This is a genomic window from Methanosarcina acetivorans C2A (genome assembly GCF_000007345.1).
Classification (GTDB): domain Archaea; phylum Halobacteriota; class Methanosarcinia; order Methanosarcinales; family Methanosarcinaceae; genus Methanosarcina; species Methanosarcina acetivorans.
The window spans coordinates 5,532,725-5,556,402 of the sequence record NC_003552.1; the positions used below are offsets into that span (position 1 = coordinate 5,532,725).

General features: G+C 41.6%; 24 protein-coding genes. 17 read left to right on the forward strand and 7 right to left on the reverse strand.

Annotated features, from left to right (window positions below):
* Nucleotides 1–347: 347 nt before the first annotated feature.
* Entirely contained in the window at nucleotides 348–704 is a 357-nt protein-coding gene (locus MA_RS23400) for an ArsR/SmtB family transcription factor (RefSeq protein ID WP_226990702.1), read from the reverse strand.
* A gap of 282 nt (nucleotides 705–986) precedes the next feature.
* Here MA_RS23400 and MA_RS23405 point away from each other — a divergent pair, with 282 nt between their 5' ends.
* The 14 genes from MA_RS23405 (at nucleotide 987) to MA_RS23470 (ending at nucleotide 10,370) form a co-directional block, all read left to right on the forward strand.
* Nucleotides 987–1,442, forward strand: a complete 456-nt coding sequence (locus MA_RS23405) for a hypothetical protein (RefSeq protein WP_011024361.1) — start codon at nucleotides 987–989, stop codon at nucleotides 1,440–1,442.
* A gap of 34 nt (nucleotides 1,443–1,476) precedes the next feature.
* Complete coding sequence (locus tag MA_RS23410; RefSeq protein ID WP_011024362.1) at nucleotides 1,477–2,085, forward strand: DUF1673 domain-containing protein; 609 nt, start codon at nucleotides 1,477–1,479, stop codon at nucleotides 2,083–2,085.
* Entirely contained in the window at nucleotides 2,082–2,801 is a 720-nt protein-coding gene (locus MA_RS23415; protein ID WP_011024363.1) for a DUF1673 domain-containing protein, read from the forward strand. Before MA_RS23410 ends, MA_RS23415 begins: the two co-directional genes overlap by 4 nt.
* Before the next feature lie 5 nt (nucleotides 2,802–2,806).
* Entirely contained in the window at nucleotides 2,807–3,421 is a 615-nt protein-coding gene (locus tag MA_RS23420; RefSeq protein WP_048066000.1) for a DUF1673 domain-containing protein, read from the forward strand.
* Nucleotides 3,422–3,438: 17 nt separating this feature from the next.
* A complete protein-coding gene (locus MA_RS23425; RefSeq protein WP_281085404.1) occupies nucleotides 3,439–4,023 on the forward strand; it encodes a DUF1673 domain-containing protein in 585 nt (194 codons plus the stop codon).
* Complete coding sequence (locus tag MA_RS23430) at nucleotides 4,024–4,653, forward strand: DUF1673 domain-containing protein (protein ID WP_011024366.1); 630 nt, start codon at nucleotides 4,024–4,026, stop codon at nucleotides 4,651–4,653. It begins immediately after the preceding gene.
* Nucleotides 4,650–5,282: a DUF1673 domain-containing protein gene (locus MA_RS23435; protein ID WP_226990703.1), complete on the forward strand. Its 633-nt coding sequence runs from the start codon at nucleotides 4,650–4,652 to the stop codon at nucleotides 5,280–5,282. The genes MA_RS23430 and MA_RS23435 overlap by 4 nt, the downstream gene beginning before the upstream one ends.
* Nucleotides 5,279–5,890 carry a DUF1673 domain-containing protein gene (locus MA_RS23440; RefSeq protein ID WP_011024368.1) on the forward strand — a complete coding sequence of 204 codons (612 nt, stop codon included), beginning with the start codon at nucleotides 5,279–5,281 and terminating at the stop codon, nucleotides 5,888–5,890. Before MA_RS23435 ends, MA_RS23440 begins: the two co-directional genes overlap by 4 nt.
* Nucleotides 5,891–6,514 (forward strand): DUF1673 domain-containing protein, encoded by a 624-nt coding sequence (locus MA_RS23445; protein WP_011024369.1) that lies wholly within the window; start codon nucleotides 5,891–5,893, stop codon nucleotides 6,512–6,514.
* Nucleotides 6,515–7,141: a DUF1673 domain-containing protein gene (locus MA_RS23450; RefSeq protein ID WP_011024370.1), complete on the forward strand. Its 627-nt coding sequence runs from the start codon at nucleotides 6,515–6,517 to the stop codon at nucleotides 7,139–7,141.
* The gene (locus tag MA_RS23455; protein WP_048066001.1) at nucleotides 7,142–7,876 is read left to right on the forward strand and encodes a hypothetical protein; all 735 of its coding nucleotides are present in this window, start codon (nucleotides 7,142–7,144) and stop codon (nucleotides 7,874–7,876) included.
* 1 nt (nucleotide 7,877) lies between these two features.
* Nucleotides 7,878–8,615, forward strand: coding sequence for a DUF1673 domain-containing protein (locus tag MA_RS23460; protein ID WP_011024373.1), 738 nt, complete (start codon nucleotides 7,878–7,880; stop codon nucleotides 8,613–8,615).
* 156 nt (nucleotides 8,616–8,771) lie between these two features.
* Nucleotides 8,772–9,518, forward strand: coding sequence for a DUF1673 family protein (locus tag MA_RS23465; RefSeq protein WP_157860405.1), 747 nt, complete (start codon nucleotides 8,772–8,774; stop codon nucleotides 9,516–9,518).
* 138 nt (nucleotides 9,519–9,656) lie between these two features.
* Nucleotides 9,657–10,370 (forward strand): DUF1673 family protein, encoded by a 714-nt coding sequence (locus MA_RS23470; RefSeq protein ID WP_048066002.1) that lies wholly within the window; start codon nucleotides 9,657–9,659, stop codon nucleotides 10,368–10,370.
* Nucleotides 10,371–10,453: 83 nt separating this feature from the next.
* Here MA_RS23470 and MA_RS23475 read toward each other — a convergent pair whose 3' ends face one another.
* From MA_RS23475 to MA_RS23490, 4 genes are all read right to left on the reverse strand, one after another.
* Entirely contained in the window at nucleotides 10,454–10,927 is a 474-nt protein-coding gene (locus MA_RS23475; protein WP_011024376.1) for a DUF5788 family protein, read from the reverse strand.
* A gap of 136 nt (nucleotides 10,928–11,063) precedes the next feature.
* Nucleotides 11,064–11,534, reverse strand: a complete 471-nt coding sequence (pyrI, locus tag MA_RS23480) for an aspartate carbamoyltransferase regulatory subunit (protein WP_011024377.1) — start codon at nucleotides 11,532–11,534, stop codon at nucleotides 11,064–11,066.
* Entirely contained in the window at nucleotides 11,531–12,457 is a 927-nt protein-coding gene (gene pyrB, locus MA_RS23485) for an aspartate carbamoyltransferase (RefSeq protein ID WP_011024378.1), read from the reverse strand. Before pyrB ends, pyrI begins: the two co-directional genes overlap by 4 nt.
* Before the next feature lie 105 nt (nucleotides 12,458–12,562).
* Nucleotides 12,563–13,042: a DUF5788 family protein gene (locus tag MA_RS23490; protein ID WP_011024379.1), complete on the reverse strand. Its 480-nt coding sequence runs from the start codon at nucleotides 13,040–13,042 to the stop codon at nucleotides 12,563–12,565.
* Nucleotides 13,043–13,420: 378 nt separating this feature from the next.
* On the opposite strand from MA_RS23490, the gene hxlA reads away from it, so the two are divergent.
* The 3 genes from hxlA (at nucleotide 13,421) to MA_RS29125 (ending at nucleotide 16,224) form a co-directional block, all read left to right on the forward strand.
* Complete coding sequence (gene hxlA / locus MA_RS23495) at nucleotides 13,421–14,692, forward strand: 3-hexulose-6-phosphate synthase (RefSeq protein ID WP_394295997.1); 1,272 nt, start codon at nucleotides 13,421–13,423, stop codon at nucleotides 14,690–14,692.
* Nucleotides 14,693–14,972: 280 nt separating this feature from the next.
* Entirely contained in the window at nucleotides 14,973–15,767 is a 795-nt protein-coding gene (locus MA_RS23500; protein ID WP_011024381.1) for an A24 family peptidase C-terminal domain-containing protein, read from the forward strand.
* Between the two features lie 301 nt (nucleotides 15,768–16,068).
* Nucleotides 16,069–16,224 (forward strand): hypothetical protein, encoded by a 156-nt coding sequence (locus MA_RS29125; RefSeq protein WP_226990704.1) that lies wholly within the window; start codon nucleotides 16,069–16,071, stop codon nucleotides 16,222–16,224.
* Between the two features lie 426 nt (nucleotides 16,225–16,650).
* Here the strand turns inward: MA_RS29125 and MA_RS23510 are convergent, their stop codons facing one another.
* Entirely contained in the window at nucleotides 16,651–18,909 is a 2,259-nt protein-coding gene (locus MA_RS23510; protein WP_226990705.1) for an amino acid permease, read from the reverse strand.
* 329 nt (nucleotides 18,910–19,238) lie between these two features.
* Nucleotides 19,239–21,968 (reverse strand): DNA helicase RecQ, encoded by a 2,730-nt coding sequence (gene recQ / locus MA_RS23515; protein WP_011024383.1) that lies wholly within the window; start codon nucleotides 21,966–21,968, stop codon nucleotides 19,239–19,241.
* Nucleotides 21,969–23,678 lie beyond the last annotated feature (1,710 nt).

Genomic DNA, 23,678 nt, shown 5'->3' on the forward strand with positions numbered 1-23,678 from the left:
TTGCTAATAATATAAAAGGAAGTTAATCTCAAAAACTCAGATTTTATCAAAACAACATATTTTGAACAAATTGAGACCCACCACATCCAGTCACTTCTGCAGTCTGAGAAAATAGTGTCAGTTTTTACCTAAATTTGACAGAAGCACACATTTTATAATGTTGAAATGGGCTTCATGCTTCTGTTTTCTTAATACAATTCAAAGTTTTGTCTTGCATCTTATGATTTTTGGACATTTTTTAATTTACTAAAATGTAGTGTGTCAATGCAACATGTTTTGTGTAAGAAAATACTGTATTAATTAGCAGAATCTGTCAAATTAGGGTTTTCAACAAATTCTAAAAAATATTAGTCTCCGTCGATGCAGAAGTTTCCTTGCGTATTTTTTAAGAATATGCCAAGGATTTCTTCCTTACAGCTATTCCTGCAGCCCGGCACAAGAACTATTATTTTTTCAACCGGCTCGTAAATCTTTATTTTTCTTCCCCTCTGGCTCCATTTAACCTCTGAAACTCTTATCATACCTGCATCTAAAAGGGAATCAAGATTGTATTTGAGAGTGCTTAAGCCCAAACTGAGTTTTTCCGCAAGCTCACCTGCTGACATATCCTTAGTTTCCAGAAGCTTCAGGATTTTTAGAGAATTTGTATTAGAAAGAGTCTGTACCAGTTTTCGAGAATCTTCCGAAAGAAATAGAATTTCCAAATTTTTATCTGAACAATCCTCTTCTAGCATAGATACTCAACTCATCCTCAGCTTCCAACTTATATTAGCATATGAACTAATTGGAAATTATATACTATTCAATAAATATTCATATTTGTAAACAAATTCTAACCTTGTTCCATATATTCTTTATGGCCAGATCATCTAACTATTCCAAACAAAAATCCAAGATTTCCCATCAGACAAAGATTTTCAGCAGAGCAACTCAAAAAAATTAAGGAGATCGAAAACTATATATAGTCAACATTCACATGTTTACTTATGTTCCTTCCGGCAGGTGAAAAACAGTTTGAATTCTGGGTTCTACGCCGAAACGGACTCCCGAACATCAATATTGCAAAGCATTTCGGGGTCTCCAGGCAGGCAGTCTCGCGAGCCCTCCTCAGTATGGATAAACGTATAGAAGAGACTCTGCTTGAGATGGCCGGGGCAAACAGGATAGAAGTGGAGAAACTAGACTCAAAGAAAGGAATCCTCTTTGGAAGATCAATTCCTTTCAAAGCCAACGCAATAATCTTTGTCTCGGCAAAACACGGGATGCAGGTCTGGTACGAACATGAAGGAGAATGTGGGTCCTGCGAGAGGTATAGGGAATGTATCGAACTCCTCTGGGACTTTGCAGAAGAAATGCAGCTTAAACTTCAGAGTACGGACGACCCCACAAAGATTGCAGATGAATTGTTTGGGAAATTGAAAGAACTGGTGGAACAGGCCTGACTTAAGACAGGTGAAATTGAAGGAAGGGTAAACGATGGATGTATTCATAAAAAGTATCAGGAAACTGATGGGATGGTGTCCTAATGCTAAAGCACTTGAAACCAGGCATTCCATCTGCCCTGAATATCTGGAAGCTGATAACCAATCCAGGGGAAAAGATGCCGGAAATAATCCCATTTTACCATCTGGCTGGTGGAACAAACGTCATAATAGATCATTGATAGCTTCCTCCGTGTTTACTATCTTTTCCTTATATTGGATTACATTCCAGGGAGAATCTCTCAAAAATGAAGCTTTTATACTGGGGTTAATAATCGGAATTATTTTAAATCCGCTTCTTTGCATCTGGAACTGGCGTTTCCTGGATAAAATAAAAAACTCAAACAAAAAAGTCCGGACAAAAAATAAATTGATGACTATAGCTGGAATACTGGGCCTTACAACACTGCTTATAGAATCTTCATCACGTGGAGGGGAATTCGTTTTAACGTTCAGTTTGACTTGTGCTTCCGGTTTTTGTTTGACAGCTTTCCTGTATTACCTTACGGATACATACTGGGAAAAGAAAAACAAAAAAATTGTGCTTCTGGAAGGGTATTACGCACCAGAGATCTACGTTATAAATAAGGATGCGGAACGATGACCATGACCCTGGAATATATCAAAAAACTGATGGGATGGTGTCCTAATGCTAAAGCATTTGAAACTAGGCGTTCCGTCTGCCCTGAATATCTGGAAGCTGATAACCAATCCAGGGGAAAAGATGCCGGGAATTCTCCGGTTCCATCTCCCGGCTGGTGGAACAAACGTCATAACAGGTCATTAATAGATTCCTCCGTGTTTACTCTCTTTTCCATATATTTGATCGGATTCCAGGGAGTTAGCCCCGTGGATGAACGTTTCATGTCCGGGGTAATTTTAGGAATTATTTTTAACCTGAGCCTCTGTATCCGGACCTGGAGTTATCTGGATGACATAAAGAACTCAAGCAGACAAAGAAAAATTATAACTGTATCGTCAAAAGAGAAAATAATAAAGTTAATAAATATAATAATAGCATTGGTAATACTGTATCTCTTATTTTCACAATTTAATTGGGGATTCGTTTTGTTTTTAATCTCTGCTTTTTGTTTGATAGCTTTGTTGTACTACTTTAAGTTTGATTTCTCTCCCATGGTGTTTCTTTTTTACTTAGGTTCACCCAACACGGTATTTTCATCTGGCATAGCCGGCATTTGTTTGACAGCTTTTCTGTATTACCTTACGGATGTATACTGGGAAAAGAGGAATGGAAAAATAGTGCTTGTATATGACCGTAAAATGTCAGAGATCTGTATCGTAAATGCGGAAGCGGAGTAACGACCATGACCCTGAAATATATCAAAAAAATCATGGGATGGTGCCCTAATGCAAAAAAACTTGAAACCGGACCCCGAATTAGCTCTTCTAATTTTGAAGCATATGGTCGATCGAGAGAAGAAAAATCAAGAAGTCCGGAGGTTTCAGGCCCGCATTCCAGGCTTTATACCCAACTCCTTCTGCTACCAATGTTCTTTGCTCCTGTTTATATAAACCTATTTCAAAAAGGTATAAACACAGAAGCTTTCCTTCTTGGCCTTTTACTTTCTTTACCGATCTATTTGCTCGGTTGGAAAAAGCAGATGCATCAATACGACGCTGCAAAAGAAAAAACTGTTATTTCCCCTTCCTTCAGAAAAACATTCTTCTGTGTTTTCTTACTCCCATTTTTAGGTTTAACTTTGCTCATAGCTTTCTTGCCTTATATCTCGTCTCATGCAGCTTATCTTTTTAACGACCAGATACTGTACTCTTTCTTTTCAGGAACTATGATTCTGATGTGGGGCTTCTATTTCCAGCTAATTTACTGGGAGAGGAAAAACCATGTAAAAATGTATGTGAAGAGAGAGAAGGGACAGCACAAACTGTATGTCCTTGGAGAAAAGGGGGGAGAACCATAAGCCGGGAATCCAGATACATAAAAAAACTGATGGGATGGTGCCCGAATGCCAGAGCACATGAAACCAGGAAGTACGTTGATCTTGAGCGTTTTGACTTAGATACACCAGCTGGAGCAGGAGGAGAAGGCGGAGATATGAAAAATCCGGGACGGCTACGGAAAGCAAGTACTCGAATTCTTCTATATGGCATTTTTTTTACATCCGTGTGTTTTCTGGTACTTAATCAAACAGGCATAAACCCGATCTTTTTACTTGCCGGATTTTTCACTGCCCTCGTTCATGTCGCATTTTACTGGAAAATTCAAATGGAAAAATACGATGCCCTGGTAAAGCAATCAATTATTGAACATTTGGACAAGAAAAAAAGTATTATACTGACGATCCCGTATGCGCTTTATTTTGTGCTATTTTTCCTTAGTATCATTGTTGGTCGCGAACATTCCCCGCAAGCAATGATTTCATTTGGTACGGGTTTAATGGTTGGAATTTGGCTTGGCTATTTCCAAATAATATATTGGGAGAAAATTAATCACGTAACGATTTACTTCGACAAAGGTTATGGAATGGGGAAAAAGTCGTATATCGTGAGGGAGGGAGAATAAATGCCCGTTAAGATCCTTGTTTGTGACCAGATCAAGAAGTTTATGGGATGGTGCCCTAATGCAAAAAAACTTGAAACCGGACCCCGAATCAGCTCTGCTGATTTTGAAGCATATGGTCGATCGGGAGAAGAAAAAGCAAGAAGTCCGGAGGTTCTGGGCTCCCATTCCAGGCTTTATACCCAACTCCTCCTGCTACCAATGTTCTTTACTCCTATTTATATAAACATATTTCAAAAAGGTATAAACTTAGAGGCTTTCCTTCTAGGTCTTTCACTTTCTTTACTTACCTATTTGCTCGGCTGGAAAAAGCAGATGCATCAATACGACGCCGCGAAAGAAAAACCTGTTATTTCTCCTTTTTTCAGAAAAATATTCTTCTACGTTTTCTTATTCCCATTTTTAAGTTTGGGTTTACTCATAGCTTTCTTACCTTATATCTCGTCTCATGCAGCTTATCTTTTTAACGATCAGGTACTGTATTCTTTCTTTTCAGGAACTATGATTCTGATGTGGGGCTTCTATTTCCAGCTAATTTACTGGGAGAGGAAAAACCATGTAAAAATGTATATGAAAAGAGAGAAGGGACAGCACAAACTGTATGTCCTTGGAGAAAAGGGGGGAGAAATGTGAACCTGGAACCCAGATCCATAAAAAAGCTGATGGGATGGTGCCCAAATGTAAAAACTGCTGAAGTGGGATCCCGGATTAGCCCTGCCAATTTTGAAGCATATGCTCAATCCGGAGGAGAAAAAGCCAGGAATCAGGGGGTTCCGAACCGATTTTCCAGGCTCTTCTCCAGGTTTGACGTTAGAATTCTTCTGCCAACACTATTCTTTACTTTTTACCTCATAAATTTGCTATCCCAAAAGGGTATAAACTTAGAGGCTTTCCTTCTAGGCCTTTCACTTTCTTTACTTACCTATTTGCTCGGCTGGAAAAAGCAGATGAATAAGTACGATACCCTGGCAAAAAAACCTGCTGTTGCTCCTTCCTTTAAAAAAACATTCATCTGGGTTCTCTCAGTCATAATTTTGGGCTTAATTTTGTTCATGGTTTTACTGTCTCATCTATCTCATATGCTCCATTTTCTTAACGCTCAGTCAATGTATTCTTTTATTGCAGGAGCTTGGATACTGATGTGGGGAAGTTATTTTCAGCTAATTTACTGGGAAAAGAAAAAACAAATGAAAATTTATATAAAAAGTGAAAAGGGGTTCCAAAAAATGTATGCCTCTGAAGAAAAGGAGGAGAAACTGTGAACCTGAATACCGAATACATTAAAAAATTGATAGGTTGGTGCCCGAATGTCAGAGCATCTGAAGCCAGACGAAATGTTAGCTTTGAGAATTTTAATTCTGATATTCATGAAAGAGCAGGGAAAGAAAATAGAGATCCGAAAAATTTGGGATGGTTCCGGAAAGCAAGTACGCGACCCCTTCTCATTTATACTTTTTTTACTCTCATTTATCTCATGGTATTTCATCAAATAGGCATAAGCCCGATCTTTTTACTTGCCGGATCTTTCAGTTCTCTATTTCTCAGCATATTTTTCTGGAAGAAACAAATGCAAAAATATGACGAATTGATAAAAAAACCAGTTACTGAGTGTTCAAATAAAAGAAAAATGAGTCTATTCGCGACCATATTTGCAGTTTATTTTGTAATGTCTTACATAATGTCTTACCTTGATGCTAATGCTGGGGAACTTGCCGTTCAAGCAATGATTTCATTCATTGGAGGTTTCTTGGTCAGTATGTGGCTTGAATATCTTCAGATACTTTACTGGGAGAGGAAGAACCGTAAAGTGATTTATATTGACAAAGGCTACGGATGGAAGAAATCCTACATAATTCTGGAGAGAGAATAAATGCCCGCTAAGATCTTTGTTTTTGACCAGATCAAGAAGTTGATGGGTTGGTGTCCGAATGCCAGAGCACATGAAGCCAGACAGCATTCTAACCTTGAAAATTTTGCTTCTGAGCTCCCAGATAGAGCAAGTGGAGAAAATGAAGGTCTGAAAAATCCCGGATGGCTCCGGAAAACAAATACTTATACTCTCCTGATTAACACTTTTCTTTCACTTGCATATTTTCTGGTAATCAATCAGTTGGGTATAAATCTAACTCTGAGTGCAAATCTAATCCTTTTACTTTCCGGATTTTTCATTGCCCTATTTTTCGTTATATTTGACTGGAAGAAACAAATGCAGAGATATGACGCTCTCGTAAAACATCCGGTAATCGACTATTCAGATAAAAAATTGTATTACATACTTGCAGCTGTACTTTTCATTTTGATATATAATTATTATATCGAAAAACAGGGACTTGATCTGCAAGCGGTGTTTTCATTTGTGGGAGGTCTCGTGGTCGGAATATGGCCTTTCTATTTCCAGCTAATATATTGGGAGAAAAAGAACCACAAAACGATTTATTTCGACAAAAGCTATGGGACATGGAAGAACTCATACATTATTCGGGAGAGAAAATAAATGCCTGCCAAAAATGTTGCTTTTGAAAATATCAAGAAGCTGATAGGCTGGTGTCCGAATGCCAGATCACATGAAACTCAACATTCCCTTCATCCCGAATATTTTGATGCGAATATCCCGACCAGAGGTGGAGATACCGGAAACTCGGAAAATTTAAGCTGGTTCCGGAAATCGAGTAGCAAAATTCTCTTAGTTGATTCTTTTCTTACACTTACATATCTTCTGGTAATGACCCAATTGGGCGTAAACATAGTGACTTTACTCGCCGGATTTTTCCTCTCCTTAACTTTTTTCATTTTTAGCTGGAAGAAGCAGATGCAAAGGTACGATACTCTCGCACAAAAACTCGTTCTTGATGATTCCAACAAGAAAATTCTGTATAAAAGACTTTTTCGAATAATAACTCTGATTTTCTATGCCACACTTTTTTATTGGATTTTTGCAGGAGATCTGGAAAGAAATTTTCTCATGAAAGGAACCCTTTCTTTCTTTGCAGGCGGACTCGCCTTCATGTGGCTTGGCTATCTTCAGATACTATATTGGGAGAAAAAGAATCACAAAACGATCTATTTCGATAAAGGGTATGGAAAGTGGAAAAATTCGTATATCATTCGGGAGAGAAAATAAATGCCTGCCAAAGCTGCTTCATTTGAGCATATAAAAAAACTGATGGGATGGTGCCCAGTTTGCGGAAAAATGGCATCGGGAAGAAGACAATTCTGTTCCTTTGCAAATACGACCCCAGTTTCCGAAAAAATAGGAAATCTCCTCGAGTTCCGAACTTCAAATGTACTTTTTCCTGCAAACACAACTCTGTTCCTGATATATTTCATGATAAGTTTCAGGCTGCTCCTTTCCCTTAAGTATCCGGAGGAAATTCTCTTCTTCCTGACAGGTATCTTTTTGTTTAACATTTCTTTTTACTTCCTAATTCTCAAAACCTTCGACACAGCAGTTCTTGTAAATAAATTAGGGGTACATCTGCAGGCTTTCAGACTGAAGAAATTTGAAATTCCTTACGAAGAAATTGAAAGCATAATATTACACAGGCTTGAAAAACGTTCAAAGAAAGCATCTATTCTCCTGGGAATTGGGGGCATTGCTATTTGCGGGTTCGTGGCCTACATAGCTGTAGGAAAAGGAGACTGGAATGTACCCATACTACTGATCTCCCTTCTCCCCCTCCTACTTTTTGCAGAGCGGAAACAAAGAACTCAGTTCCGGGACCTGAATACGCAGCTGTACATCAAGACCAGACACAAAAAGTGGTATGAATGGACTCCTTACTATTCCTTAGTCACGGATGAAGCCTCGGCTGAAGAGCTGAAATCGTCCATAGAAAGGCACTGCGAGGGTATATGAAATGGCTTTTATTGAATCTATCCGAAAAATGATGGGCTGGTGCCCGATGAAAAATTCCCTCGGGAAGGGGTGGCAGGAAGGCAACTACCCGTTCTTTAAAATGGAAAATGGAAGTATTCAATTGGACCCCTCTCCTGTAGACCTGAGGAGAAACAAAATCCTTAAGGTGCGATATAGTCTCTTTGACAGGTGGACTGTAATAATTGCTATTTTCACATTGATAATCTCCCTGCTTCTATGGATATATATTCCTGAAGACTCCTTTTTGATCATATTTTCAGGTCTTATTATGTTCCTTATACCTCTCATATTATTTCTTAACAGACCCAATATTGCTGAAGTAACATCCGGAAAAATCATAATCAAGAAACCTATGCGTAAACCACTTGTGATCGAAAAAGAAGACGTCATGCAAATATCGGTAACAAGGACAGAAAATCATTACCTGCGCTGGCTGGTCCGCTCAATTTACGTTGTTTTTATACCACTTTACTTTGTAAAAGAGATAATGCCAACTTTGCAGGAAATGGAGAGGTCATTTCCGGAATACATTGATCTCAGCCTATTTCTGTTGAATCTTACAGTATTAGTAATGTTCCTTGTGATGTTTTATAACTTCGAACTCATGGCGCCCTATCAGCGGATTCTTAAAGTTACTACACGTTCAAACCTGGAACTAAGTTTCTTTACCGATGATCCTGAAAAACTCACAGGAATTCTCAAAAAAGAAGAGGAGTAAGAGATAAAGGAAAAAACCTACATCGGAATCTGAATACGCAGCTGATATTGAAACCAGCCCCTGTTGTTGAGGGACCCTTATCATTCCATAATCACAGAGAAACCTTAGCTGAAGAGACCAAATCGCTTATCGCAAGGCAATATGAGGGTATATGAAATGGCTTTTATCGAATCTATCCGAAAAATGATGGGCTGGTGCCCGATGAAAAATTCCCTTGGGAAAAGAAAGCAGGAAAACAACTACCCTGATTTTAAATTCGAAAATGGGATTGTTGAGTTGGGTTCGTCTCCCGCAGACCTTCAGGGAAATAGAATTTTTAAGGTGCATGTAAACCTTTTTCCAGAATGGTGGGCTGTAATAATCATTCTCTTTGCATTAATAATCTCCTTACTTCTATGGACATATAGTCCCGAAAGCTCTTTTTTAATTATCCTTTCAGAGATTATTCTGTATTTACCCCTCATAGTGCTATTACTTTTCCATCATCCCAGTACTGTTACGGTAATGCCTGAAAAAATCATAGTCAAAAGGCTTATACGTAAGCCAGTTGTGATTGAAAAGAAGGATATCATACAAATATCGGTGACAAGGAACGAAAACCGTTCCCTGCGCTGGCCAATGCGCTTAGTTTTTCTTGTTACCCTTCCTATTATACTGCTTCGCACCGTAGAAAGGATTGTAAGGGATTTGCAACTGGAAGCAGCAGCCTCAGCCTCCGCAAAACTCAGCTTATTTCTTTCACAGTCCTTGACAGTGACATATCTTCTTGTGTTTTTTTATTACTTTGAGATACGAGCGCCTTATCAGCAGATTCTTAAAATGACCACATACTCAAACCTGAAACTTTGGATATATACCGAAAAACCGGAAGAGCTTACAAAGCTTCTAAACTTTGGAATCTGAATACGAAACTATACATCAAAACCAAAAAAGTAATCACGGACGAAGCCTCAGCTGCAGAGCTTAAATCATCTATTGAAAGGCATTTGTGAAGGCGCATGAAATGATTTTTGTGAAATACTTCAGAAAATTGATGGGCTGGTGCCCGAATGCAAAAAATCCCTCCAAAAAGGGTGGCAGGAAGGCAACTACCCGTTCTTTAAAATGGAAAATGGAAGTATTCAATTGAACCCCTCTCCCATGGACACGCCCGAAAGTAGAATTCCTAAGGTGCAGGTTAGCCTCTTTGACTTCTGGGCTCTAATAATTACTGTTTTCGTATCAATAATCTCTTTTATAACCTCTTTGCTTGTATGGGCCTATATTCCTGAAGATTCTTTTTTAATTATATTTTCAGGCTTTGTTATTTTCCTTATACCTCTCATATTCTTTCTTAATCGCCTCAATACCGTCGAAGTAATGTCCGGAAAAATCACAATCAAGAGACCTCTACGTAAGCCAGTTGTTGTCGAAAAAGAGGATATCAGGCAAATTTCGGTAACAAGGAACGAAAATCATTCCCTGCGCTGGTTGATCCGCTTATTTTATGTTATTTTTTTACCATTCTACCTTGGGGAGGGGATAATTAAAGCTTTACGGAATTTGGAAAGATCATTTCCAGACTATATTGTACTCAGTCTATTTCTGGTGCGTCTTGCGGGAGTAGCATTTTTCCTTGTGCTATATTACAATGTCGAAATCTTAGCGCCTTATCAGCAGACCCTTAAAATTACTACGAATTCAAACCTGAATCTTCAATTCTTCACCGAAGAACCGGAAAAGCTTGTCACTATTCTCAAAAACGAGACTAAATAAAAAGGAAGAGGAAAAAAGAGGTGTCCTGAAATTGTGACTTCCCAAAGTTAGAAACACATAAGAAAATGTAGAAAACAAATTCATCATTTTAGACTTTTAATCAGCTCCTGAAAGCGCTTTTCGTCCACTATCTTCTGGGTATTGAGCATCCGCTTAAACTCGTCAACACTTTTTTCCCCACCTTTCCCCTCAAGTTTATCTTTCAGTTCTATTGCCGCTCGCAAAAGTCCGACCGCCTCTTCATAAAGGGCTTCTGCCTCAGTCTGTGTGAGTTCTTCGGTTTCAAGCAGTTCTTCGTCTGCTTTTGCTCTTTCCTTCAATTTTGGGATAAGAGCCCTGATTTCGGCAGCTTCATCAGGTCCTGGTAATTCCTCTTCTCCAAGAGCCCTGACAATATCCCGGAGCCTGTACTCCTCTCCATCGATTTCCACACATTCGGGAATTTTCTTCCCGGCCCAGGCAAACTCACTCCTGAGGCTCCAGAGGAGTTTGTTCCGCTCCTGATAACTGATATATTCGGCATCTGTCCCGTTTGTCCTGTTTTCATCTTTCAGCATAAACTATTTCCTCAAATCCAGATCTACTTTTATGATTTATCCTCCAGATCTCATATTCTTTTTCATTCCGACCCCGAAAAAAACAAATTCGGAAGCTGTACTTATTTCCACGAAAAACCTGAAGGAAAAAAAACCTTTACAGCAAATTTTCCGCAATCTCTTCGGAGATTACGTGCTCGCAGTACAGGCAGTGGAGGGAAACTCCTTCTTCTTCGGTCCGAAGGACTGAAAATTTGGATTTTATGGGTTCGCTGCTGTTGGAGATGCAGTTTGAATTCATACAGCGGACAACGCCTTCCACATAAGATGGGAGCACGACTTTATTTTTCTGAACCACTTCAAAATCCCTTATGATATTAATTGTGGCTTTGGGAGAGATAAGGGCTATTCGGTTAAGTTCCTCAACACTGAGTTCCTTGCCCTCGATCTTAACGACATCTTTTTTGCCTCTCGCTCCGGGAGCGTTCATAACAAAGCTGACAGTTGCCCGAAAAGCACTTGAAATTCTCAGGATACGCAGGACATTCAGAGCCTGTCCGGCCGTTATGTGGTCAATTACAGTCCCATTCTCAATTGCCTGGATTTTCAGGTCCCTTTTTTCTTTCACTCAATCACCCCCATTGCCAGAGCAAGCAGGGCCATTCTTATCGGGACTCCGTAGAAAGCCTGCTCGAAATAACATGCGTGAGGAGTTGCATCCACTTCGGGAGCAATCTCATTTACTCTAGGAAGAGGATGAAGGACCTTAAGTTCAGGGTCTGCGGCTTTCAAAAGATCGCCTGTAACCTTCAGCCTGTTTTTAACCTTTTCATATTCTTCCGGATCCGGAAAACGTTCCCTCTGAACTCTTGTCATGTACAGGACTTCGACGTCTCCTATTATCTCCTCAAGAGAATCGGTTTCTTTTACACGGATCTTTTGCTTCTTAAGATCCCGGACAATTTCAGGGGGCATCCGGAGTTCCGGAGGCGAAACAAAAGTCATTTCTGCTCCGTAAAGGGACAGGGCATGGCAAAGGGAATGGACTGTTCTCCCATATTTAAGATCTCCTGCCATGGCGATTCTCAGGTCTTCAAGATGGCTTTCCCTGCGGATTGTGTAGAGGTCAAGAAAAGTCTGGGTAGGGTGATGGACAGAGCCGTCTCCCCCGTTGATCACAGGGACGCTTGCAAATTCCGCAGCCATGCGTGCCGATCCATCAAGGGGGTGGCGTAGCACAATAAGGTCAGCATATTTACTGATTACCCTGATAGTATCGGCAAGGTTTTCTCCTTTCATGACAGAACTTGCCTCAACCGAGCCCAGGTTCAGCGCCTGTCCCCCAAGTCTCTGGGTAGCAGCCTCAAAAGACAGCCTTGTTCTTGTGCTTGGTTCAAAAAAAAGAAGAGAAACGATTTTTCCATCCAGCAGCCTGGACCTTTCCTCACCCCTGGCTACAGGTTCAAGTTTTTCTGCGGTGTCCAGAACATGGTCAATTTCTTCCCGCGAAAAATCTTTCATTGAGATGACGTGCCGGTTCTTGAATAACATCCGTTTTTCATAAATGATTCCCAGAGATATAATCTTTGCTCCGAAAGTTTTCCAAGTTAACACTTCAGCAGTTATAGCCCTTATCTACCCTTGTTCATTTCCTTTTTACTTAGATACATTCTTTATGAATTCAAGCCAGAGCTTGGCATCCCTAACCCTCTGGCCGACAAATTGCTCCTGAAAGCGTTTTGAACTTTCTTTAAGAGCCCCGCTTTCGATTTCTTTAAGATCCGTTATTGCACGGAGCAGACCTGCAGTCTCATGGTAGAGGGATTCTGCCTGCTCGTGTGTAAGAGGTTTCTCTTCAAGCTCCTTTTCGTCCTCTTGCTCTTTTGCCGAAATAATATTGATGCATTTATCTATTCTGGATTTTTCGGTCTCGGTAAGGGTATCTTTCTGGATTAACTCCCAGACATAGTCATGAAGCTGGTATTTTTCTCCCTCGAACTCCACATAATCCGGGATATGCTGTCCCACCCAGAAGAGACGGCAATGTAGAGCACCCAGTAGCTCTCTGCGTTCCGCATCAGTAATATATTTTTGAGAAAAATTTTCTTCCTCGTTTGTTTTAAGGCTTTTTTCCATAATTTGTCCCCGACAATTAAATTATCTCTTCCGATAAAAAATATTTGTAACAAATTTTTAGTGGAGAGCTCTGGCTGCGGAGATAAAATTATGTAAACAAAAACATTCAAAGAAACATAGTTCAGAATAAAAAGTAATATAGATAATGAAGAACTCACATACTGAAAATGGGCAGTAAGAATATACAGGGGTAACAGGTTACAGGGGTAACAGGTGAATCAAAAAAGGTAATAAAAGTCATACTGATAATTTAAGAATGTAGTGAAAATTAAAAACATATAATAAAATTTGAAAAAAATAAAACCAGGAGGAAACCGATGCAAAAACCCAATTTTTCATATTTCTCGGTTTCCCGATAGAGGTGATATTATCGTTCCCATAATTCAAGTTGCACTTGATCTTCTGGAACTTGACCGTGCAGTTGAGATTGCAAAGGAAGCAGTCGCAGGAGGTGCGGACTGGATCGAGATAGGGACTCCCCTGATCAAAAGTGAGGGCATGGACTCAATCCGTACTATGAGGAAAGCTTTTCCGGACAGGACAATTCTTGCCGACATGAAAACCGTAGATACCGGAGCCATGGAAGTTGAGATGGCTGCAAAAGCCGGTGCGGATGTAGCTATCATCCTAGGAAGTGCGGACGATTCTACAATTCTCGACGCGCTCCGTTCAGCCCACAAATATGGAGTCAGGGTGATGGCAGACCTTATATCAGCCCCGGAACCCATAAAAAGGGCAGTGGATCTTGAAGCTCTGGGCGTGGACTATATAAACGTTCATGTAGGCATCGACCAGCAGATGGTTGGAAAAGACCCGATATCCATTTTAATGGAAATTTCAGAAAAAGTAAGTGTACAGCTTGCAGTAGCCGGGGGGCTTGACGCTGAAGGTGCAGCCAAAGCAGTCAAAGCCGGGGCCAGGATTGTGATAGTTGGAGGTAACATAACCCGCTCTGACAATGTAACCGAAGCTGCGAAAAAAATAAGGCAAAGTGTGGACTCTCCCGAGTCTGTAGATATCCGGGACAGGGGAACCGTAGACCAGGAAATAAGGGAGATCTTTAAGGAAGTCTCTACCTCGAATATCTCGGATGCGATGCACAGAAAAGGCGCAATGAAAGGTATTCACCCTCTTGTAAGAGGAAAAATGGTGGGAACTGCAGTTACGGTCCAGTGTTTTGCTGGAGACTGGGCAAAAACGGTTGAAGCCATTGATATCGCAAAAGAAGGAGATGTAATAGTAATTTATAATGAAAGTAAGGATATTGCCTGCTGGGGAGGGCTTGCAACCCTGAGCAGCCTGAATAAGGGAATCGCAGGTGTGGTAATAGAAGGGGCTGTAAGGGACATTGACGAGGTCGAAACGCTCGGGCTCCCAATTTATACAAGCAATACAGTCCCCAATGCCGGGGACCCGAAAGGTTTCGGAGAAATCAATGCCGAAATCACCTGTGGAAGCCAGGCTGTAAAAGCAGGAGACTATATAATCGGCGACGAAAGCGGAGTTGTAGTTGTCCCGAAAGAACAGGCCTACGAACTTGCAAGAAGGGCAAAAGAAGTCAATAAAACCGAAAAGAGAATCTTCGATGAAATCCGGAGGGGGGGAACCCTTTCAGAAATCATGGAGCTCAAAAAATGGGAAAAGCTTTGAAAAATCCATCTCAGAAAAGCCCCTATATGCCGGAAAAGCCTCTGAAAGCCGGAAAAGCGAGAGGAAAAGCCTGGAATAAAAATTGAACTAAAAATACAGAAAATGGAAGAAAATGTAGAAACTGAAAAAAAATCAGAAAGCAGAAAAAATGTAGAAACTGAAAAAATCAGAAAGCAGAAAAAATGTAGAAAATAGAAGAAAATACAGAAAATAATAAAAACCAGTAAGAAAAAAGATTGTAATCGGAGAAACAGAAAAGCAAAAGAGCAGAAAATTACACATGATCGAAGTTTTGAAGTTGGCAGCCTGTCTGCCTTTTCTCCTTTACTCTTCTTACCTGGATCTGGAAACCCGCAGGGTTCCAAATCGTATATGGAAGCTTATGCTTTTTTCCCTCTCAGGTTTCTTAATATATGAAATTGTGGAGGGGGGAATTTTATTTATGCTCCAGTTAGTTTTTTCTTTTTTTTCCAGTTTTTTTCTGGCCTATTTGCTTTTCAGGCTAAGGGTTTTCGGAGGCGCAGATGCAAAGGCCCTGATAGTAATCGGAACTCTTGTCCCTGTTTACCCTGTCCTGGATTTCTACGGCTACACTTTTCCTCTGCTCGGATTTCCCCCAGTAGGGCTCTTTTCACTTACGGTTCTTGAAAATTCCGTTCTTCTTACAGCCATCATTCCTTTGGGGATTTTCTGTTATAACATTCTTCATTTTACTCCTGATATGCTCAAAAAGCCGTTTTATATGCTTTTTGCATACAGGATAAACATTAGGGATATGCGAAGACTTCTGGAGAAAGGAAGGCATATCCGGCTAACTGAACGTTTTGAGCTGAATAACGGGAAATTAAATCCTTTTTTTGCAGGCAGAGGAATTAATGTAAACCAGAATATGATCTCCAGACTTGAAGCACACGAAGAGCACGGGCTCCTTGACGGCACTGTCTGGGTAACTCCAGGACTTCCATTCATGATCCCTATAACAGCAAGTTTCGTTCTGGCAGTGATATTGGGAGATCTCATTTACTATTTCTTAACGGAAGTTCTTACCTGGTTTTATTTTCTGATAGGTAAATAATCACAGAATTATAATAACTTATTAAAAATCTATTGAAAACTAAGAAGGTTTTGAAACTTTTTTATATAGAAAAATGCATAACAATATTAATAAATTAATATTAAGAATTCAAAATGCTTCTACAATGGGGGTGAAGCCATTTCGGATTCAGAATTCTTAAGTGAATTCAGAAATGAGACCTCAGGCAAAGCCTTGCGCAGGCCCATAAATAAATTCACATGCGACGAAAAAGCCGTAAATCGAATTGTAGCGTCGCCCTCTCGATGATGTGCACGGGACTCCTCGCTCTCATGGAGGAACCATGCTCCCTGGAGGAAGTACGGAAAGAGTTCTGAAATCAGGGACTTTTACGCAACTGGACATCCAGATAATCGATTCGAAGAACCTTAAAATAGAACATGAAGGAGAAGACCCAGTTAATTTAGGGGGAAGGACCTGGGGTTTATCTCCAGTATAACGGTATCGAGTATGAAATAAGCCCAGACCCGTCTGTTGTCCTGGAAGTAGCAAACCAGATGAAACTTCCCCCGCCAGAAGAAGTTGAACTAAAAGAGGGATATTCGACTGTTATAATCGTAATAAATGAAAGGAAACACAAAATAATTTACCGAAAAGAACTTCTTTCGGGCCCTTCAGGCTGAAAAAAGCATTCCAGAGAGGATAAAATCTTTTGAGAATAAAAAGCCTTTATAAGTTTCATTTCCTCTAATGGCAGTTTCTGCTCATCAAAAGTGTCTTTAGACTGGGGCAGGGGTCATAGTTTTCCTATTATCCGGAAATTTCCTCCCCGAAATATTCGAGGGTGCCTGTAGCCTGTATTTCTGACAAAAAAAACCGAAGAATGGCAAAAGAATCCTTGAAAAAGAATACTCGAAAGCCTTTTTCAGGCAAGGGCGTTTTCCTCCCCGGAATCCAAGGCAAAAATGCATGAAGAACCAGCTTTTTCCATCAGGTGTCTGGCCAGGTCCAGATCCGGATTTGGGTCGAGGCTGAAGATGTGCAGGGATGCGAAAGGGAGTTTCGAGCTTTTTATAGGATTTTCACGTAATACCTGCATCTTTACGTTTGGGATCCGGGCCAGTTCAGCCAGGGACTGCAGGAAATTTTCGGCGGCCTGGGCCTGGATAGCAGTGGGAGCAAAGGTCATAAAGCTAAGGGAAGCTTTCCAGTTGCTCTTGAGCTTATATGCTATAAGCAGGGCGAGGTCCATATTTCCGAGCTCCATGCTGATATCCCAATCAAGACCCCTATTCTCAATCCAGAGATTAATTAAATTTTGTCTTCCGAGCCCAGCTTGAGGATGCTTTGAGAAAAGAAGCACTCCCATCCTGTACATGGAAGCTTTCCTTATGATTTCCCGGATTTCCTCGTCTCTGTCCCTGTTTTCGGGGAGGCGTAAAAAGAGAATACTGGGCCGGAAAAAAGAACCTGTAAGTGCTTCCATGCCTACGACCAGGTTTTCTTCGAATTCTGCAGTGTCAATAATGGTCCAGGAAGAAAAAACCCCTTCTTCCTGGAAGCCTTCACTTATTGAAGGCAGCTGAGAGAGAAGGTTTTCTTTATCTGTGTTGCCTGCCAGGCCTAGGAGTTTGACCGAACCTTTGGGGTAGGTGATATCTCTGAGGAAATCAAAAGTTCCCATGAGCTCCCGTGGATCTTCCACAGGTACCAGGAGATTAGCTTTCCAGGTCCGCTCGCTGGAAGAAGTAAGAGAGTTTGTTTTCTTTGCCGCCCACTCGGCAACTGTCACAAAAAGCCCGCTTCGAACATCCCCGAAAGGAGCTTTCAGGTGCTTGCGGAGGAGATAGTTGTGGATCAGAAGAACCACAACCACTGCCAGAAGGCTAAAACCCGGGTTAATGATGAACATTGCAAAAAGACTGCCTGCCGCTCCCAGAAAGGACACGGAGAGAGGGATTTTAAAAAGGGGCCTGAAACTCACCAGTTTCAGGTTCTGCTCGATAAAGACTACCACATTAATCATGGAATATGTGATCAGGAAAAACATGGTAATCAGAGGCGCTACAGAATTAAGGTTCCGAAGCATAATAGCTCCGAGTACAATCGTCCCTGTAAACAGAATGGCATTTCTGGGTTCTCCTCTGTCGGTTTTTTGGGAAAACCACTCGCTTTTCGGCAAAATCCCATGTTCTCCCAGGGCCTGCAGAATTCTCGGAGCTCCCACAATGGAGTTTAGGGCCGAAGAAAAAGTAGCCCCAAGCAATCCTGCAACCACAATGGGTCCGAAAGCCGCTTTTTCAAATATAATGGTATAGTTGCTTACCAGTTCCTCAGGAGTTGCAGAAAGGGCAAACCAGTAAGCCAGAGCCAGGTAGATGCAGAGGCTGATACCTATGACACTCAGGGTGCCTAGAGGAATGCTTTTCCGGGGGGTTTTGAGTTCTCCAGACATGTTGGCTCCTGCCATGATCCCGGTTGCGGCAGGGAAGTAAACCGCAAAAACCTCCCAGAACCCTATCCCCACAAATCCGGTTTCAGGTGAGCCCGGAAAACTCCCCCATAACTGCACAGACCCCTGCATCGAATCCCCAAACCCGGTCCAGAAAACTGAAACCAACGAAGCCACAATCACGACAAGGATAAAGTACTGGATCCGGAACGCGAGCCTGGCACTGATGTAGGCGATAACGAAGAGCAGGATAAAGGCTGCAAGGTCAATATAAAGGGCAGGATGTTCGGGAAAAAACCATCTCCATCCAGCCCTGATCCCGAAAATGTACATGGAAACCGCCAGCGCCTGGGAAAGGTAGAGAGGGATCCCTATACTGCCCCCAACTTCAAGCCCAAGAGACTGGGAAATGATGGAAAAAGCTCCTCCGGCCCCTATGCGGATATTTGTGGTGATCGAGGAGAGAGAAAGCCCTGTACAGGTTGTGATGGCAAAAGAGAGAAGGATGATCAGCCAGGCCCCGAGCAGCCCCGCATTTCCCACGACCCAGCCTTCCCGCAGGTACATGATCACCCCGAGGATGGTAAGCAGGTTAGGAACAAAGACACCCTCAAAGGTCCCGAACAAAACAGGTTTTGCTTTTTGTTCCTCTACCTGTTCCTGCAGGCTCTTTGTGTCTTCCCCGGCTTCGAGCGGTTCACCTTCGCCTGCTTCGAAAGGTTCATTCTCCAAATTTTTTTGGCCCCCCATCGGACTGATAAGCTCGATTGTGCTATTTTTCTACCCCGGGCTTCCCCATAAAAGTATGGGCCGCTATTTAAAAAAACGATTCGGTACTGAAAAAGATTAAAAATCGTTACAGGAGAAAAATCCGGGAAAACCAATTCCGGGATATTTTATCAGCGAAGACCACAAAAACAGCCATCGGGATAAATATTCAAAACTAACGACCCAGAAAATCCGAATTCAAAGAGTGGAATGAAAGTATCCTTACCCGCGAGAGCGGGTATCCCCGTCAACTACAAATCGAAATCATGAAAAATAAAGGAAAATCGACCCCTTCAGACTGAAAAAAGCATTTTTGAGAGGAGAAAAGCCCTTATAAGCTTCATTTCCTCTTCCCGGCAGTTATCTCCAAGCCTTGCCCTGAGCAGGGATTCAAATTCAATTTCCAATATTTCAGTTGCCTTTATTATTTGCTGCTGTCTTTCCGGCGACACAAGCCCTTCAATTTTTCGGACCTTCCCGGCAAGTATCAATTTTTCAAACTGTCTGTAAGCATTTTTTGTACTCAAACCTTCGATCTCTGCAATTTCACCGATATCGAGTCCCTGCAAATAGAGAGAATAAGTCTTTTCAAGCGAAGCCTTTTCAAACAGATCTATTTCAAGGGGATCGATTTCAGAAGAATCCTTTTCAGAAGAATCAAGTTCAGAAGAATCAAGTTCAGAAGAATTAAGTTCAGTAGAACCTATTTCAGAAGAATCTACTTCCGACCAATCCTGAATGCTCATATCCAGATACCTTACTCTCTTTGCAGGCAAGCTACGAGCTTCGGAAGATTTTTCGGGGAGGATGCCAGAGGATGGTATCCCTGATGCGCTCCCGTTACCGACTTCTGAAGCAGGATTTGAAAAACCAAGCTCTTCGGCTTCAATTTTGAGTTCTGAAGATGCACTTTCTGAAGATGCACTTTCTGAAGATGCACTTTTGGGGGTTCGGCCCTTTGAGATATTTATCTGTTTTTCGGGCACCGACTCACTATCTCCGGAGTCTTCGGCGTTTTCGCCAGAAATTAAGCCGTAGTCCCTGCAGTAATCCCCTATTTCCTGGAGGAAATCATCCCCATATTTCCGGAGTTTATGGTCTCCCACCCCTGTGATAGAATGGAACTCTTCAGGAGTTTGCGGGAACTTTGAAGCCATCTCCTTCAGGCTAGTATCGGAAAAAATGATGTATGGTGGCAGGTTTCTCTTTAAAGCGATCTTTTTTCTCAGAGCTTTTAGCCTCTCAAAAAGAATAGGGTCATGCTCTGTTCCCGATTTGAGAAGCCCTCCAGACTTTGCTTTTTTAAGAATATCGGTAGCAGTTGAGTATTCAGTGGTAGAAGGCTGTATATTGTCTTCAGCTTTTGCTTTGACCTTACCTGCAGGGGCTGGAGGGATAAAAATTTCTTCGGCTTCGGGAATAAAACCCTCAGGACAGACAAGCTCAACACTCTCCGAACCATTCAAAATCTTCCTGCTCATAGAGTTAAGTTTCAGGACAGGGTACTGGGTCCCACTTACTTCAAGAAGCCCGGTGTTCAGCATTTCGGAAGCAAGCGACCTCCACTGCTCCTTTGTAAACTCCCTGCCGTTCCCATGAGATTTCAGCTTTTCATGGCGGTTTTTCCTGACCTTTTTATTCTTTGAGCCTGTGAGCACATCAATAACATAGTTCGTTCCAAACCGCTGGTTCAATTCCTGAATACAGGTGATCAGTTTTCTGGCAGCTTCAGTCCCGTCAAAAGTGTCTTTAGGCCTGAGGCAGGTATCACAGTTCCCACATGAAGCTGAAAGCTCTTCTCCGAAATACTCCAGAAGTGCCTGGCGCCTGCACTTATTTCCTTCGCAGTAAGCCACCATCTGCCTTAACTGCACAAGGGAGATGTCCTTTTCTTTCTCATTTGTTTTCTGTGCAATAAAGTACTCAATTTTAAAACGGTCTCCCCTGCTGAAAAAAAGGATGCATTCGCATGGGCTTCCGTCCCTGCCTCCCCGCCCTGTTTCCTGGTAATAGCTTTCAAGGTTACGGGGGAGATCATAGTGGATTACAAAACGGACATTGGACTTGTCGATCCCCATCCCGAAAGCGATCGTCGCCACTATTATGTCCACGTCATCTTTTATGAACATCTCCTGGTTTCGGGAGCGTTCGGAATCGGAAAGCCCGGCATGATAGGGAAGTGCCCTGAACCCTGCAAGGTTCAGCTTTTTTGTAAGGGTTTCCACGTTGTTCCGGCTCTGGCAATAAATGATCCCGGCTTCACCCCTGTGCCTGAGCAAGTAGTCGGTAATCTCGGAAAAAGTATCTTTCTTCGGTCTGACTTCATAGTAAAGGTTGCTCCGGTTAAAGCTGGCAACGTAAAGACCTTTTTCCGGGTCGAGATCAAGTCCGAGCTGAACTATGATATCTTTTCTGACCCTGCCGGTAGCCGTAGCCGTGAGTGCGATGACTGGCACATCAGGAAAACCTGTCTTCGGGTCTCTCAGGAGTTTCAATTTCCGATACTCAGGCCGGAAATCATGACCCCATTCAGAAATGCAGTGCGCTTCATCGATTGCAAAAAGGCTAATCTTGCCCTTTTTCAGGAAGGTAATGGTCCCGGGCATCATGAGCCTCTCGGGTGCGATATAGAGTATCTTCAACCTGTTTTCCAGAAAAGCTGATTTAACATCCCGGATTTCTCTGGCACTCTGGGTACTGTTCATGCAGGCTGCAGCAATCCCGTTTGCTTCAAGCCCGTCAACCTGGTCTTTCATAAGGGAGATAAGGGGAGAAACCACAACAGTGACCCCGTCCAGGAGAAGGGAAGGAAGCTGGTAGCAGATCGACTTACCCCCTCCCGTAGGCATGAGCACAAAGACGTCTTTTCGGTCAAGGACATCCCTGATAATTTCCTCCTGCAGGGGGCGAAAAGCAGTGTATCCGAAGTACTGACGGAGTACGGAGTGCATCCTGGCAGACCTCAATACCCTGGACTCAAGTTCATTTTTACTATCTCTCAATACTCCGTAATCAATGTCCATTATCTCATCCCTGAATTTACAGAACTCGTACCATGCCAGAATATAAATTTTCGGGGAGGTCTTTTAAACTCAAAGCATTCATCAAAGCAGATGTCAACGCATAAGTCAACTATGGATGGTCCCACGTAAATCTATTCTCAACACTTACACAATAGCTATACTTATTTATGAATCCGCAGTGCTGTGATGTTTCGGACTCATCTTATTTAAGTTGCAGGTATGCAGGGTGAAAGTATTTCATTCGGGATCCGAAAAGTATTCATTACGTTCAAAAAAAGAAGAATTTTTTAAAAACGATGAAATAAAAATATAGAGCTGTTTTTCCGGGATATTTAAGGGCGAAAACTCTCGAAAGAAATTTATGCGATGATCGCGTTTAACTTAATTGAGAAATCTATTATGTCAAGAGAATACCTGGTATTTAAAACCGGTGAACTTTGGAACTGTAGTCCTGAAGGCAACGGAAAGGACTGCAGGTCAGGCGACTCGTTCATCCCGAATGTTGCAGAGTTATTCCCTGGACATGAAGAGTGCTCTCATCCCCCATTCCCGTCCCCCGGGTACCATAGCACTTAAAGTACCCTGACAAGGGAATAAAAATTCACATAAACGTGACGATGATGGTGCCTTTTCTTCCTGAGATGATAGGACTTAAGAAGAAAAGGTGAGGCCGCCAAGGCGGAAAAGCAAATGCGGAAGTAAAGTACGGGGGGAATGAAGCGGCTACCAGACCTTTAAAATCAGGCATCCTCAGCGCCTGGGAATAACGCCTGATTAAGAGGTAAGAGAAGGAGGGGGAAGAAATATCGCCGCAATGTCAAGCTTTACTTCCCATTTGCAAAATACTCTTTCTCAGCTACTGAATTTTAGATTAAACTGTCATTTTACATCAAGCCGTTTTTGTATTCACTGGTGTATGTCCAGTCATATTTAGATTCACCGAATTTATATCCAGCACAGTTGATCCCCAGTCACTTTTAGCTCCATCCATTTTAGCGCAAAAAACTTTAGCTCAACCGGGACTGGATCAACCATCAAAAACGGGATAATCCCGCCAAATGGTACCTCTTAAGGCAAATGGATATCTTCTACAATATCTTCGACAGATACTGTTTATTCTTAACTTGCAATGACCATAAGTAGAATAAGCAGCAGTCCAAGCATCAGTACAAACATCAGAGCCATCCACAACTTTAACGCTTTTTCTGCATCCAAAGTTCCAAATCCCCTGTTTTAATTTGAGATGTACTGATATATAGGTGCAAGAACAAATATTAAGAAACATGATTATTTAGTATGTAGCTAGATACTATGTCTTCGATTTTTATATTAACCTGCCGTTTTTTTGGTATTATCTTTAAGTTTTCAGATTAAACTCGAACTTTGCTTACAACCCACTATCACTTATAAAAAAACAAAAACCACTGTCACATATAGAAAAGAACACAACCCACTATCACATAAAAAAGAACAGATCTGACAAAGCCATTTGATAACATTTCTGAATAAGTAGAAGAAACTTTATACTGAATAATATACGGAGCGAATATACGAAGTGAAATCAAGCTTTTAAAACAAGAAACAAGAATGAATGCTTCAGAGGAAACTATCCGGAAGACGCCTGAGAATCTCAAACAAGACCCCGGAAAAACAAATGCAGAATTTATTTTCATTTTTCAAAATTTCCAGTATCCCTTCGACCCTGAAAAT

Coding starts and splice junctions, on each gene's coding strand:
- MA_RS29125 (WP_226990704.1), top strand. CDS start 16,069: ATGCTCCCTGGAGGAAGTACGGAAAGAGTTCTGAAATCAGGGACTTTT.
- MA_RS23500 (WP_011024381.1), top strand. CDS start 14,973: ATGATCGAAGTTTTGAAGTTGGCAGCCTGTCTGCCTTTTCTCCTTTAC.
- MA_RS23450 (WP_011024370.1), top strand. CDS start 6,515: ATGCCTGCCAAAAATGTTGCTTTTGAAAATATCAAGAAGCTGATAGGC.
- MA_RS23460 (WP_011024373.1), top strand. CDS start 7,878: ATGGCTTTTATTGAATCTATCCGAAAAATGATGGGCTGGTGCCCGATG.
- MA_RS23490 (WP_011024379.1), bottom strand. CDS start 13,042: ATGGAAAAAAGCCTTAAAACAAACGAGGAAGAAAATTTTTCTCAAAAA.
- MA_RS23445 (WP_011024369.1), top strand. CDS start 5,891: ATGCCCGCTAAGATCTTTGTTTTTGACCAGATCAAGAAGTTGATGGGT.
- MA_RS23405 (WP_011024361.1), top strand. CDS start 987: ATGTTCCTTCCGGCAGGTGAAAAACAGTTTGAATTCTGGGTTCTACGC.
- pyrB (WP_011024378.1), bottom strand. CDS start 12,457: ATGTTATTCAAGAACCGGCACGTCATCTCAATGAAAGATTTTTCGCGG.
- MA_RS23410 (WP_011024362.1), top strand. CDS start 1,477: ATGGATGTATTCATAAAAAGTATCAGGAAACTGATGGGATGGTGTCCT.
- MA_RS23455 (WP_048066001.1), top strand. CDS start 7,142: ATGCCTGCCAAAGCTGCTTCATTTGAGCATATAAAAAAACTGATGGGA.
- MA_RS23420 (WP_048066000.1), top strand. CDS start 2,807: ATGACCCTGAAATATATCAAAAAAATCATGGGATGGTGCCCTAATGCA.
- MA_RS23475 (WP_011024376.1), bottom strand. CDS start 10,927: ATGCTGAAAGATGAAAACAGGACAAACGGGACAGATGCCGAATATATC.
- recQ (WP_011024383.1), bottom strand. CDS start 21,968: ATGGACATTGATTACGGAGTATTGAGAGATAGTAAAAATGAACTTGAG.
- MA_RS23415 (WP_011024363.1), top strand. CDS start 2,082: ATGACCATGACCCTGGAATATATCAAAAAACTGATGGGATGGTGTCCT.
- MA_RS23430 (WP_011024366.1), top strand. CDS start 4,024: ATGCCCGTTAAGATCCTTGTTTGTGACCAGATCAAGAAGTTTATGGGA.
- MA_RS23465 (WP_157860405.1), top strand. CDS start 8,772: ATGGCTTTTATCGAATCTATCCGAAAAATGATGGGCTGGTGCCCGATG.